The organism is Ancylomarina subtilis (assembly GCF_004217115.1).
GTDB lineage: Bacteria > Bacteroidota > Bacteroidia > Bacteroidales > Marinifilaceae > Ancylomarina > Ancylomarina subtilis.
In genome coordinates this window covers 114302-127547 of the sequence record NZ_SHKN01000004.1, presented here as the reverse complement: position 1 = coordinate 127547, position 13246 = coordinate 114302, and the positions used below count along the sequence as shown (strand labels likewise).

11 protein-coding genes and 2 tRNA genes are annotated in these 13246 nt (G+C 40.1%); 7 read left to right on the top strand and 6 right to left on the bottom strand.

All coding sequences use genetic code 11. The features are described 5' to 3' along the window. Nucleotides 1-4: 4 nt before the first annotated feature. The 3 genes from EV201_RS14735 to hxpB all read left to right on the top strand — a co-directional run bounded on the left by EV201_RS14735 (nucleotide 5) and on the right by hxpB (nucleotide 3385). On the top strand, nucleotides 5-1399 hold the full coding sequence (locus EV201_RS14735; RefSeq protein WP_130308402.1) for an alpha-amylase family glycosyl hydrolase: 1395 nt from the start codon (nucleotides 5-7) through the stop codon (nucleotides 1397-1399). 121 nt (nucleotides 1400-1520) lie between these two features. Next, on the top strand, nucleotides 1521-2384 hold the full coding sequence (locus tag EV201_RS14730; protein WP_130308401.1) for an alpha/beta hydrolase: 864 nt from the start codon (nucleotides 1521-1523) through the stop codon (nucleotides 2382-2384). 335 nt (nucleotides 2385-2719) lie between these two features. Next, a complete protein-coding gene (hxpB, locus tag EV201_RS14725; protein WP_130308458.1) occupies nucleotides 2720-3385 on the top strand; it encodes a hexitol phosphatase HxpB in 666 nt (221 codons plus the stop codon). Between the two features lie 116 nt (nucleotides 3386-3501). Here the strand turns inward: hxpB and EV201_RS14720 are convergent, their stop codons facing one another. Continuing rightward, nucleotides 3502-4050, bottom strand: a complete 549-nt coding sequence (locus EV201_RS14720; RefSeq protein WP_130308400.1) for a protein tyrosine phosphatase family protein — start codon at nucleotides 4048-4050, stop codon at nucleotides 3502-3504. Between the two features lie 324 nt (nucleotides 4051-4374). On the opposite strand from EV201_RS14720, the gene EV201_RS14715 reads away from it, so the two are divergent. The 4 genes from EV201_RS14715 to EV201_RS14700 all read left to right on the top strand — a co-directional run bounded on the left by EV201_RS14715 (nucleotide 4375) and on the right by EV201_RS14700 (nucleotide 7362). Continuing rightward, on the top strand, nucleotides 4375-4827 hold the full coding sequence (locus EV201_RS14715) for a cupin domain-containing protein (protein WP_130308399.1): 453 nt from the start codon (nucleotides 4375-4377) through the stop codon (nucleotides 4825-4827). Nucleotides 4828-5478: 651 nt separating this feature from the next. Next, nucleotides 5479-6207 (top strand): DUF6261 family protein, encoded by a 729-nt coding sequence (locus EV201_RS14710; protein WP_130308398.1) that lies wholly within the window; start codon nucleotides 5479-5481, stop codon nucleotides 6205-6207. Between the two features lie 76 nt (nucleotides 6208-6283). Beyond that, the gene (locus EV201_RS14705; RefSeq protein ID WP_130308397.1) at nucleotides 6284-6751 is read left to right on the top strand and encodes a DUF1842 domain-containing protein; all 468 of its coding nucleotides are present in this window, start codon (nucleotides 6284-6286) and stop codon (nucleotides 6749-6751) included. Nucleotides 6752-6948: 197 nt separating this feature from the next. Then, nucleotides 6949-7362, top strand: a complete 414-nt coding sequence (locus EV201_RS14700; protein WP_130308396.1) for a hypothetical protein — start codon at nucleotides 6949-6951, stop codon at nucleotides 7360-7362. Between the two features lie 123 nt (nucleotides 7363-7485). Here EV201_RS14700 and EV201_RS14695 read toward each other — a convergent pair whose 3' ends face one another. From EV201_RS14695 to EV201_RS14675, 5 genes are all read right to left on the bottom strand, one after another. After that, nucleotides 7486-10041, bottom strand: a complete 2556-nt coding sequence (locus tag EV201_RS14695; protein ID WP_130308395.1) for a M1 family metallopeptidase — start codon at nucleotides 10039-10041, stop codon at nucleotides 7486-7488. A gap of 136 nt (nucleotides 10042-10177) precedes the next feature. Next, the gene (locus EV201_RS14690; RefSeq protein WP_130308394.1) at nucleotides 10178-10981 is read right to left on the bottom strand and encodes a DUF1338 domain-containing protein; all 804 of its coding nucleotides are present in this window, start codon (nucleotides 10979-10981) and stop codon (nucleotides 10178-10180) included. A 68-nt stretch (nucleotides 10982-11049) separates the two neighbouring features. Further along, nucleotides 11050-12255 carry an aminotransferase class I/II-fold pyridoxal phosphate-dependent enzyme gene (locus EV201_RS14685; protein ID WP_130308393.1) on the bottom strand — a complete coding sequence of 402 codons (1206 nt, stop codon included), beginning with the start codon at nucleotides 12253-12255 and terminating at the stop codon, nucleotides 11050-11052. A gap of 779 nt (nucleotides 12256-13034) precedes the next feature. Next, nucleotides 13035-13111 (bottom strand) — tRNA-Asp (locus tag EV201_RS14680). Between the two features lie 49 nt (nucleotides 13112-13160). Then, nucleotides 13161-13237: transfer RNA gene (locus EV201_RS14675), tRNA-Asp, on the bottom strand. Nucleotides 13238-13246: the final 9 nt, after the last annotated feature.

Sequence of the window (13246 nt, the reverse complement as noted above, 5' to 3'; positions counted from 1 at the left end):
AATGATGAACAGAATTCTTAATTCAACATTAAGCCTGCTTTTGATAGCAAGTTTATTGACGTCTTGCCAAAATACACCAAAGGCAAAAAAAGAGGCGGATGCCAAGCATGAAAAATCATGTTGCAGTCATTCCATGCATTTGGATTGGACTCGTAACGCGAATATCTATGAGGTGAACATTCGCCAGTACACTCCTGAAGGAACCATCAACGCTTTTGCCGAGCACATGCCTCGTTTGAAAGAGATGGGAGTTGATATTCTTTGGATTATGCCAGTGTATCCTGTTTCACAAGCCAAGCGTAAGGGGAGTTTAGGTTCTTATTACGCGGTGGCTGATTACCGTGCTGTGAATCCAGAGTTTGGAACCATGGACGATTTGAAAAATTTGGTTAAGAAAGCTCACGATATGGGCATGAAGGTGATTCTTGACTGGGTGGCTAATCACACCGGATGGGACAATGTGGTTATGAAAGATCATAAGGATTGGTATACACAGAATGAAAAGGGCGAAATTATTATGCCGGAGGGAACGGATTGGTCGGATACGGCTGATTTGAACTACGAGAATAAGGAGATGCGTGAATACATGAAGGGTTCTTTGAAATTCTGGATCAACGAAGCGGATGTTGATGGTTTCAGATGTGATGTAGCCGGTATGGTGCCAACTGATTTTTGGAACGAGGCGAGAGCTGAATTGGATTCTATTAAACCCGTGTTTATGTTGGCTGAGGGCTGGAAACCTGAACTTTTGGAAAAAGCTTTCGATATGGGATATGCCTGGGATCTTCACCACTTGATGAATGATATTGCTAAAGGCGAGAAGAATGCCAATGAACTTGATGCTTATTTTGCTAAAATAGACACCCTTTACCAGAAGGATAATTACTTGATGAATTTCATTACCAATCACGACGAGAACTCATGGAACGGAACCATTAAGGAACGAATGGGAGATGCGGGGAAGGCCTTTGCTGTTTTGTCGTTTACAGTACCGGGTATGCCTCTAATTTATAGTGGTCAGGAAGCCGGAATGGACAAGCGTTTGAAATTCTTCGAGAAAGATGAGATTGACTGGACTCGTAAGGATTTAATCCCTTTTTACACCCAATTGATTGATCTGAAAAAGACCAATAAAGCCTTATTCAATGGCGTTAAAGGTGGTGATTTGGTTAGAATTCCTACTGACAAAAACGAAGCCGTTTATGCCTTTGTTCGCGAAAAAGACGGCGATCGCATTGTGGTGGTTCTTAACTTAAGCAAGGATGCTGTGGACGTTAAATTAAATACTGAGGCCTATGCAGGTGCTTATAGCGACTTTTTCACCAAAGAGAAGCAAGAACTTGCTAAAGAAACAGCCATGTCTTTAAAGGCCTGGGAATATAAAGTATTTGTAAAATAATTTGCTTTCTGTTTCTACGGAAAGTGGGTACCCCTCAAAAAGCCATTCTCTTCGGGGAATGGCTTTTTTATTGGAAAAAGAATAAGCTTTGAATCTCAGAATGACTAATTAAAAGACTGATATGAAACACATAGCCCTTGTTTTAATTTTTTGCAGCACGTTGTTGGCCTGTAACAAACAAAAGAAACGTTCACCTCTAAGTTTTAAAGATTACCCGGCATTTCAGTCTGCATACATTCCGGTTCGCGATGTTAAAGTGATGCTGCCCCCGGCTTATGATGCTAAAAAATCGTATCCTGTTATCTATATGCACGATGGGCAGATGCTTTTCGATAGCACAACGACTTGGAACAAACAGGAGTGGGGTGTTGATGAGACGATTGATAGCCTGATTAAGGCTCAGAAAATACGACCGGTCATTGTTGTGGCGATCAATAACACCACCAACCGTTCTTTGGAGTATATGCCCAACAAGCCACAGGAGGCCTTGAAATCGATGGATAGACCGGAAAAGTTCAAAGGCAAAATTCTGTCTGATGAATATCTGAAATTTTTGGTTGAGGAACTCAAGCCTTTTATCGATAAGAATTTCAAGACTCAGTCGGATCGGGATAATACCTTTATACTCGGTTCGAGTATGGGAGGTCTGATTTCCTGCTATGCCATTTCAGAATATCCTGATGTGTTTGGTGGAGCGGCTTGCATGTCGACGCACTGGCCGGCCATTGATGGTGTTTTTCTGAAATATGTGGCGACGAATTTACCTGATCCGATGACGCACAAAATCTATTTTGATTATGGTACACAAACACTCGATTCGCTTTACGAACCCTATCAGTTGATCGCGGACAGTCTGATGAAAGAACGGGGCTATCATCAAAATGAGAATTGGATAACTCGTAAGTTTGAAGGGGATAAACACGATGAAAATGCCTGGAAGAGCAGGTTGCACATTCCCCTTGAATTCTTACTGAGTAAAGAATAAGGCTTCGAATCTCAGACTGAAATTCAGTTTTACCCCAGCCCTAAAGGGAGCCTGCATTTCACCGATTCATTTAAGTCCCCTTTAGGGAACTGTAGCGAAGCGGAACTCGACGAAGTCCATCTAAGGGTAAAGTCGTTCCTTAGTATGAGGTTCTATTTGTAGGCTCTCCTCTTTTTTATTGCTTATTGTTTCGTAGATTTGAATTCTCAAAAAAGGGTACATTAAAGCTCATAGGCTATGTACTGCAGGCCAAAGGTGGCAGAAAATAGAACCAATTTTGAATAGCCAGTTTGGTGCTAGATTAAAAAGGAATGACAAACACGAATTCAATAAATATGACGTGCCGGAAAGCGGTAATATTTGATATGGACGGGGTCATCGTTGACTCAGAGAAACTCTGGAAACAGGCGGAATATGAAGTTTTTACATCTTTAGGGGTGAAAGTGACTGACGAACATTCTAAAATAACCCAATCGATGACAACTTCTGAAGTCACAGAATTTTGGTACGAAAAGTTTCCCTGGGACAACAAAGATTTCCATACTGTAGAACAAATGGTTGTATCACGGGTTATCGACCTGATTGAAAGCCAGGATTGTCACATAAACGGGATCAAGTCTTTTATTGAGAGATTAAAGGATAGAAATTATAAAATTGGCCTGGCGACTAATTCACCCAACAGAATTATTCCTGCCGTATTAAAAAAAGCGGGTATCTTACATTTATTTGACACCTTATCTTCAGCCGAGTTCGAAGATAAGGGCAAACCCGATCCTGCCATTTATTGCAATACAGCAAAAAAACTAAATATTAAACCTGAGAATTGTTTGGTTATCGAAGATTCATATTCGGGGATGTTGGCTGCAAAGAATGCGGGAATGACTACTGTTGCTTTTACTAATGGGAATAAAGAAATTGATTTTGATATAGCAGATTATAGAATTGACAATTTTGAAAATAATGAGATTGAATTTCTGCATGAGATAGGATTGAAACCATAAAGTATTTGTGCAACGGGATAGGTTATATTCCCGAAAGCTTTTTGTTCTAAATTGATAAATTAACAAAAGCCATTCTCTGCGGAGAATGGCTTTGTGTTTTTCAGATTGCTTTGATCCTAGTCGTTTATTTCCAGGCTGATTTCCTTGTCCAGCATTTTCTCTAAGGGTAAGGCAAATTTAAGTTTACGACCGACCCTGGCAGCCTCGTTTGTCGAATAGCCTTTGTATTTAACCAGGTAAGCCATGAAAACTGTGGTTGCCCGGCCGGCACTTCGACAGTGAATCAAGAGCTTTTCTTTTCCCTCGAGTAATTTAGCAAATGCCTCAAGATTTTCCGGCGTATAATCTTTAGAGCCCCCTATGGGTAAGTTATGGTAAACTATTCCCAATTCCTTTGCCATATTTTCTTCGTTGTAGGCATAAGCGGCAAAGTCCTGATTTTCTTTTTCGGTGCGTAGGTTGATTATTTCGTCTACTCCTTGCGATTGATACCAACGCAGGGCTTCCAGACTGGGCTGTGCACTGATGTAGTAGTTCTGATATTTAAAGGCGTTATGAAATTCTTTGATGATTTCAACCGAATCCGTTTTTACAGTTTTGTGTTTAGCCTGTGAACTAAAAGCCACAAAAAGGCATAGCATGAGAGCGATGATGGGTGTTTTCATTTTGTTTGTTTTGTGTATTGTTTTTTTTTGATCGAGACCAAACTTCGCTATAATATATGTTTTAGGCAAGGGCGATAGGCTATTTTCGACTTAGGATTAAACTAAAAATAAGATACATAAAATTAGAATATTGTTTTTTTGTTACCAAGCTTGTTTTTGTAGCTTTAAACTCGAATAATAAAAAAGGACACGAGACAGATATATGGCTTTGTATGCTGTACTTTTTATAACGAGATACACCCTTATGGACAAGTTTAATTTTCAATTATTCTAGAATTAATTTTGAGAAATTTGATTCAAAACAAGACTGAAAATCATAAAGAAATGAAACAATCAGAAAATAAAGATTATACAGCTGTAAATATTGGACCACTGGATGAGATCAAATTCCATTCATTAATTCATCCCATATCAGGAAAAGAAATTAAAGGCAAGGTGTTTTTAAAAGAGCTGACCAAAGCAAGCGGTACCGAAATATCCTTTAACGCTTTACCCCCTAAAACCGATTTGGGTTATTTTCATATTCACAATCAGGATGAAGAAACCTATATTGTGCTTAAGGGATCGGGTTATTATCAGGTGAATGAGGATTGCTTTCCCATTGAGGAAGGAAGCATCATACGCGTTGCACCCGAAGGGGTGAGAAGTTTATGCAACACTTCAGATGAGGAGTTGGTTTATATTTGTGTCCAATCGAAAATGAATTCATTGGAAGAACATACCACCGACGATGGTTCGCGTGTGGCATACGATTCGAAAATGAAAGAATTATTTTAACAGCACCTCTAATTGTTTGTATTAGAAATATAAGGGACTCAATTTTGAGGGTGGAGAAGAATGAAAAGCATAATTTGCTAATTTTTCTAAAATTTGCTGTTAAACGATTTAAGCCAAGCCACCCGCTTGGCTTTTTCTTTTGGCAATGGCTCGTCTTTTCAAAAAAAGATGGTTTTTCTCCCGGCGATTGCCTGTTTTTTCAAAAAGTGGGCGCATTTCTCACAGCCATTCCTTCATTTTTGGCTGGTCCTTCTATTTCCTTCAGCAATAAGCGCTTTTTTCAAAAAAATGCTGCATTTCTCCTGACATCTCCCTGTTTTGCTGAAAAAGTCTCCTCATTTCCCTCAGAAATGGATCGTTTTCCCGAAAAGTTTAGGCATTTCTCTTTTGAAATGCATTCTGCAATTAAAAAATGGATGAATAAGCAATGTGTTTTGTCTCTTTTTTTTCTTATGTAAATAAAAATCAATTTTTATCTGTTAGCATTTACAGGCGGTTCAGAAATTAACCTACACTTTTGGGTAGGGGTTAATATGTTGGTTAGTAGGCGTTATTGTGATTTTAATATTTCATAATAATAATGAAAAATATTTGATTGGATTTGTTTTTATGTTTAAATTGATATTCCTAAACCAATATATTTCAGATGTTATGAAAACAATAAGTGCGAAATCGAATATCAAAGAGACCGCCGAAATTGGACAGGGAATTATTGATATTAACAGGACAAATGCCATTACTGAGGATGCTTTTTTTACCGCAACCTTTAATCAGCTATCGGCAAAAACCGATGAGTTGTTTGGGAAGATTAAGGCAGGTTGGATTGAAAGTGAACTCGAAGACAAAGACAGGGCTCGCGATTTGGATGTGCGTGCTATTTTTTATGAGGTTGAAGCCAAATGCGTTCGCCGCGAGAGCGAGGATCAGAAAAAGGCTGAGAAACTTCAGCTTATTCTGAATCGTTATGGCTTGAAAATCACCTCGGCCAGTTATACCAACGAAAGTGCTCAGCTACGGGCTTTAATTAAGGATTTAAAGGCGCCTAATTTGAAGGAGGCCAGACAGGCCGTTCCCGATTTGGATGCTTTGATTGGCAATTTGGAAAGCTCGCAGGCTGCCTTTGACGAATCAGCTGCTCGTCATTTGGCAAATTTATCGGACCGGGAGAAAAGCAGTTCGGCCACAGTGGTTGCCCGGGAGTTGAGAGATATAATAAACGGAGAACTGTGTGTGTATATGGAGGCTATGGCCAAAGTGAATCCGGATAAGTACACGGGTTTTGCCGATTTGATGAATATTTTGATTGAAGAAAACAACAAGAAAGTGCGCGACCGCCTGGCCGCCATTAAGAAAAAGAAAGAAGAAACAATCAACGATTAAATAGTTCAAAAGAAGAATTCAGGCGGTATCCGAAAAGCCTTTAAGAGAGTAGGAATGTATTTTAAATACCAACAAGATGAAAAATGTAGGTTTATTTAATGCTCATTACAGAATTAGCAATCATTTAGCCGGTGGCGTTGAAATGCAATTGAACGTGACAGTCAACACTGTAGATAAAAGGATTACAGGTATGGCGCGTATTTCACAAGCGATCAATCCACCTTTGAATATCATATCAGAAGTTCATGGTGATTATAGTTACATGTGTACCATGCAGTCGTGCAGTATTCTTGTTGTTGCTGATGGCGTTTCTCCTTTCCAACCTTTGATTCGCGATGTGCCTCAGGTTTATAAGAACTTAAGCTTACGTATTGTAATGGATGAGAATTGGCAAAAAGGTGTTGCGAATTATAAATATTGTGTCAACAATGAATGGCACGAAGTGAACAATGCTCAAGTTGAGATTGTAACCAATGCCGATATCCATAATGTAGAGCGATTGGCTGCAACCGTTAAGAATAACGAAAAAGAGCCTGTGGCTTAATCTTAGAAGATTGGAAACTAAAACGGGTAGCGTTTGCCTGCCCGTTTTATTGTTTTGGTGTGACAGAGGCAGAGATGTTGTTTTTATTAAAGTTTGCGACATCCGTTACAGAAGCTTCAATGATTTAATTACGACTTTCAGGCGGTATCCGAAAAGCCTTTATATTAGAGTAGGAGAAACATTTATATAATCAAACAATGGAAAATTTAAAAAATGGTTTACCAATTATTATCAGTGATAATATTCATTTTTCGTGTTTTGGTGGCGTTGCAAAAGGAAATATTATTATTGATGTGCATGATAAAGGGACGACTGAATTTCCCACAACAGTTAAAGCGGATACCAATTTGGGATCCGGAACGGTTTCAATTGTTTTAAAGGGAAATGAAAAGATTACAAAGAAGGTCAGTGGTGTCGAAATTCAGGTCGAAGTATCTAAATGGAATTGCACCCCTACTGAATTGTCATTTCACTTGAAAGCAAAAGCAAAGAAATCGTTTTTGAGCTGTACAATTGTAGATAAAACATTAAGAGGAGCGCGTTACGACAATCAGAAATTTGAAGCTAAATTAACACAAGTGGTTAAGGAAGCTGAAAGTGTAAATGCATAGATGTTGCATTACGATGATTAAACAGTTACTAAAAGAGGGTGTCTCAAATGAATGATTCACCCTCTTTTTATTTGTATGCCTTCCAGATAAATTTTCAAAGATGAAAATTTCGGAGGTTTTAGATTATTTTTTCAAAACCACATCGGCTGCCTGAAGGATTTTCAATTTTAAATTCTCAGGATAATCAGGACGTTCTTCCAGAAATTTGCGGGTGATATCGCCCGCTTCTTTGGATTGCAGACTACTGTAGCTGGCACTTAACCAACCGGCCGGGAAGAAGATATCGCCTGTGATTTGAATTTCTTTCAATAATTCCAGAGCCTGAGGTAAATGTGACAGAGCCTCCTGCTCGCGGATAGGATGATTCAGATAGCTTAAACCATCGAGCACCCATCGTTCAATTTCACGGTTTTCAGGTTTTTTAAGGCTGTTGAAGAATTCTTCTCTGACTTGCGGATCAGCTGAGAGGGCAGGGGCAACAAAGAGCAGACGCTTCTTGTGATCGGGATTCTGGATTCGATCGATTTGTGTCTTAACAAGCTCTTCAGCTTTTTCTGGCATTTTAATGGCTAAGTTGCAAGCCAGGGCTGTTGCTTTGGTTTCTGAAAGGCTGAAGCCTCCAATGGCTGTTTCGTCTTTCCAAACGGTGTAGAGTTGCTCCAAACGATCGGTTGTTTGGGCAATATTGGCCAGAGCAGCATACAAGCTCGATTTTCTGCTCATATCCTTATCAGTACTCAAATGCACCCACAGGCTTTCTTCCAGCTTTTTGCCCAATTGTTGTCTCTCTTCCTTGCTTAAATCCAACCAGTAGGCCGATTTTAAGTAGGCAAGCATGCGCTCGAGGATGAGTTTGTTTTGTTCAGCAGGCAATTGTTTTTCGATACTTAGAATAAAATCACGACCGCTAATTTGTCCCTCACGCAAGTTTTCGTAGAGATTGATCCAGGCAATTCCTCTTATCAAATCATCTTTTATTTGGCCGATGTTTGCAAGTAAATAGTTTTTCGATTGTTCGTCCAATTCGAAAAAGCCGTAGGCATTGCCTTTGCCGTTGGGAATAATGTAGTCGGGAATATCCAGACCTATTGCAGCATCAAGGGTAATGTTGGGGGCATCCATTTTTACCTGTATGGTCTGATTTTCTCCCTGATAACCTAAAACCACGTTTAAATCTTGAGTCCAATTGCCGTTGGCTCCTTTGACGTCTTTCTGAGTCAGATTCAATTGTTTGATTTTTCCGTTTTCGCTGATCAATTCGCTTGAAATGTGAGCTCGTCCTGCCTGATCAACCCAAACTTTGCTCCAGTTTTTCAGATCGCTTGCTGTGCTTTCATCCAAAATAGAGATCAGATCTTCCCAGCTGGCATTGCCATAAGCGTAGTTTTTGATATAGCTTTGCAAGCCTTTTTTCAGGGCTTCTTCCCCCGTGATATTCTCCAGCATATTCATCACAATAGGCGATTTGTGGTAAATAATGGCTCCGTAAACGCTTCCTGCATCTTTTAAGTTTGGCAAAATCTGGTTAATCGGGTTGGCTCCCGAAGTTCGGTCTACACCATACGAACTTGGGAAATGAGCCATCTGAAATTTCAGTTTGTGGTTCATATCCGGAAAGCTTGGATTGGTGATTTTATCGGCCAGGAAGTTGGCAAAAACTTCTTTCAGCCAAACCTGATCGAACCATTTCATGGTGACCAAATCGCCGAACCACATGTGTGCCGTTTCGTGGGCAATTAAATTGGCACGGTAGAGAATACTGTTCTGACTTGGGTTTTTGTCGAGGAATAGTTTTGATGCATTATATAGCGTGGCCCCGGTGTGTTCCATGCCGCCGTACTGAAAAGATGGGATGACAACAATATCATATTTTGCAAAGGGGTAGGGCATATCGGTATAGCTTTCGAGCCAATCCAGCGATTCGAACAACAAACGAAAGATTTCATCGGTGTTTTGTGCTAACTTTTCTGGATCTGTTTCACGATGGTACATGGTGTGTTTATGCCCTTTGTATTCACGCGTGATGGTTTCGAATTGCCCCGCAACAAAGGAAAATAAGTAGGTTGGCAATGCTTTGGTTTTGGCAAATTGGTATCTTGTTTTGTCTCCTTTTTCGGTTATGGACTCCAATTTCCCGTTGGCCATGGCTTTCCAGTCTGAAGGTACGATCAGGTTTAGTTGAAATTCGGCCTTTAAATTGGGTTGGTCGAAACAGGGGAAGGCGGTTCGTGCCCGGTCGGGAACAAAAAGGGTATAAAGGAATTCGTCGTTGCGATTCAGAGATGTATTACCTGTGATAAATTCAATGTCTATTTCATTCAGGCCTGTTTTCAGCTCTGCTTTGGGAATAATGATATGTTCTAATTCGAATCGGTAGGCCGATAGGTTTCCATTACATTTTACGGATTTTATCATGCTCCCGTCTTCACGAAAATCAATTTGCAGGTCTTGTTCCACCGATTTTAAATTGAAAGTCATTTTGTTTTGCCCCGGAATGGCTTCCTCTTTTCCTTTAGGGATATCGAATTGGAGTTGATATTCCAAATTGGAGATGTTTTCTGCTCTGTAATCGGCCAGGTTTTTGGTTACGCCGGGCTCAAGGGGGAGTGCTTGTCGGGATGTGGAACACGAGGCAAATGCGAGGCCGAGTGCCACAAGTAGGATTTGTAATGTTTTCACGATGTTGTGTTTTGAGGTTTTCCTTACAAATATAGCAGGGGGATTTTTTTTAGACCAATAAAGCTCAATATTCGTTCAAAAAAAAGAAGCAAAGCTGATTGCCCCGCTTTGCTTCTTTTCGTGATGGTTGAGTTATTTATACCGTTCTGAAATTTGTACTGTCGAATATCTTATTGGCATTGGCGGCTATAAAACCGGAAAACAGTTGGCCGCTTTCGTCCGGATAGCGAATTGCAAATTCGTAGAAGCAGGCGGGGACCTCATAGATGCCTTCCTCAAATTCCATTTCAATCATTTCAGCCAGAGTTGAAGACTGTTGCAGAAACTTTTCGGGTGTTCCTTTAATTTCGCCTCCTGTGGTATTCATCTCGTACCCCTTGTCTTTTATAAATTGATTGACCTTTTCGATGGTATTGTATCTTTTCAGTGCATTAATACTCACCGTAAAATGATTGGCTCTAAAACCGTGAATGTAGAGCCAGGCGGCATATTCCGATTCTTTCCGAAGAAATTGGTAATCGGCATAGGAAGGTTTTCCCCAAACAGAGCCTTTGTAAATCAAATCGGGATCGGCATAATAAGCATTGCCTACAGAATTGAGTCTTCGTTTTACGGTCTTTTGAAATTCCTCTGAAAATTCGGAGAGAATGAGTTCTGAAATGAAAACACGGGGGGCATTTTCAATGGTCGGATGTTCAAGGTGAATGGCATTGAGGTGCTTATCTTCGAATTTATATTCACCTTTGGGCACATAACCAAGCTTGATGAATTTTTTAGAAAGCACAGCAATATTCATTCTGGGATCATCGAAAGTTCGAAAGGCAATATGATCGTTTATAACCTGTTCACCTTCCTGAGTAAACAAATCGTGCACAGCTTGTGCCGAAGGATTTTGTAAGGTGTAATTTTTCCAAAGGGTATTGAATACGTCTAATTGCATGGTGTGTGAATTATTTTGGTTAGTTATTAGAGAATCGTTTTAGAGCCTTTTTTTAGAGCCCGATTGCTTTAGTTTTTTGCGAGAACGGTTTCAAGGCAGTGTTTCATTTTTTGATAGGTTCTGTTGATATCGTCATCCAGACCAATTGATATACGAACCAGACCATGGGTAAGTCCCATCATTGTTCTTTCCTCTTCAGGAATTTCAGAGGATGTGCTGTGACCTGGAGCACTAAACAGGGTTTTATATGCCCCCAGGCTAACGGCCAGATAGCCAATATTAGCATTTTGCATATTTTCCATAAACCTGTCGGCCTTTTCTTTTTCTTTTAAATCGATAACCAATAGACCTCCTGAACCATATTTAGAATGCGATATTTCTTTTATCAGAGCGTTCTGAGGATGATTATCCAAACCCGGATAGATAATTCTGTAACCATCCGCTTTCAGCTTTTCAGACAGGCTTAAAGCGTTGCGGGCATGTTGTTGCATTCTAATGGGCAATGTTTTCAAATTTTTGAGAATACTGGCAGATCGATGCGCATCCAAAACGGGGCCCAGAAGCATTGCAGCTCCTGAGCTAACTTCGTAGAGCGAATTGATAAACTCGTGGCTTGCACAGACCGCGCCAGCAACACAATCGCTCATCCCATTAATGAATTTGGTCAGACTGTGGACAACAATATCAGCTCCCAGTTGAGCTGGCGTAAAAATCAGGGGCGAAAAGGTATTATCAACCACCAGCAGGCAATTGTTGGCTTTTGCAATTTTCGACATTTCCCGAATGTCTGTGATCTCCAGCAACGGATTGCTCATGGTTTCGCAATAGATCATCTTGGTGCGCTTACTGATGGCATTGGCCACTTCCTCAGGTTTGGTGGTATTTACAAATTTTGTTGTGATGCCGAATTTAGGCAGGAAGTTTTTCAACAGGGCGTAGCTGCCTCCATAGATGGTTCTGCTCGAAACGATCTCGTCACCAGCCTGGCATATTTGCATGATTGTGGAACTGATAGCAGCCATACCCGAAGAGGTAACCAAAGCACTTTCGGTATCTTCTATTTGAGCAAGGGCTTTCGAAAGGTAATGATTGCTGGGATTCCAATGTCGGGAGTATAGGTAATACCCTTCTTTTTTCCCTTCAAATACATCGGACATGGTTTGGGCTTGCAGAAAGGTAAAGGTTGATGAGTCGGTTACAGAAGGGTTAATGCCACCAAACTCTCCAAAGAATTGCAAATCCTGTATACGATCTGCTGATTTAAAATCTTTCATCGTGTTTAAGGTCTTAGTATTTACTTATTTCCTATTAAAAATGGGAAAAAAATCTCAATAAAAGACTATTGGGTCTGAAAATATTCGAGTTACTATAATTAAATTATAGCATGTCTGTGCTTTTTTTATTCCGGGTCACTGGTAAAAGTTGGGTCAAAATGATCAAATATATTTTAGGATTATCTTTTAAATTTTTCGCTCAAGCCGCTAGGCTTCTACTTTTCTCCTTAGATGAGAAAAGTAGACAAAAGAATCAAGTCAGCCTGATCCTTGTTTTCTCTAAGAGGAAAAAAAATTAGCACGCCTCACGGCAGGCTGACAAGGCCCGCCCAAAACATTTTTATAAAAAATGATTGAAATTGTGAGACGTTTTTTTGTTTCTGGCCTTGGCAACGTAAGTGGGGACCCATAGGTGAAAAAGGCGTTAAAAACAGAATGCTGTTTGAGTGAGGTACGAACGAGTTCAGTCTGTTTAGCCTTTGAACCGTGATGGGTCACTGAGTGCCGGAGCCATTGATTTTTGTTACTTTTCATCAAGGAAAAGTAAATAAAGAGAAAAAATAGTTCGTATCACGGATCTAAGATTTTTCCTGATTATGCCTTCCAAAATTAATACTTGGAATTAGAAAGACCCAACTTTTATAACTGATTCGTTACTATAATTAAATTTTAGTATGCGTGTGCTTTTCAAATTCCGAAAATGAAGACTCATGTGACAGGGAAGAAGGAGTGGGACAATAAAAAAGCCTCCGACTCAAATGAATCGAAGGCTTATATTTTGGCGGTCTGGACGAGACTCGAACTCGCGACCCCATGCGTGACAGGCATGTATTCTAACCAACTGAACTACCAAACCAAAATGTGCGATTCATTTATTTAAAGAGTAAAAAATCAAAACTCTATTTTGGCGGTCTGGACGAGACTCGAACTCGCGACCCCATGCGTGACAGGCATGTATTCTAACCAACTGAACTACCAAACCAAAATGTGT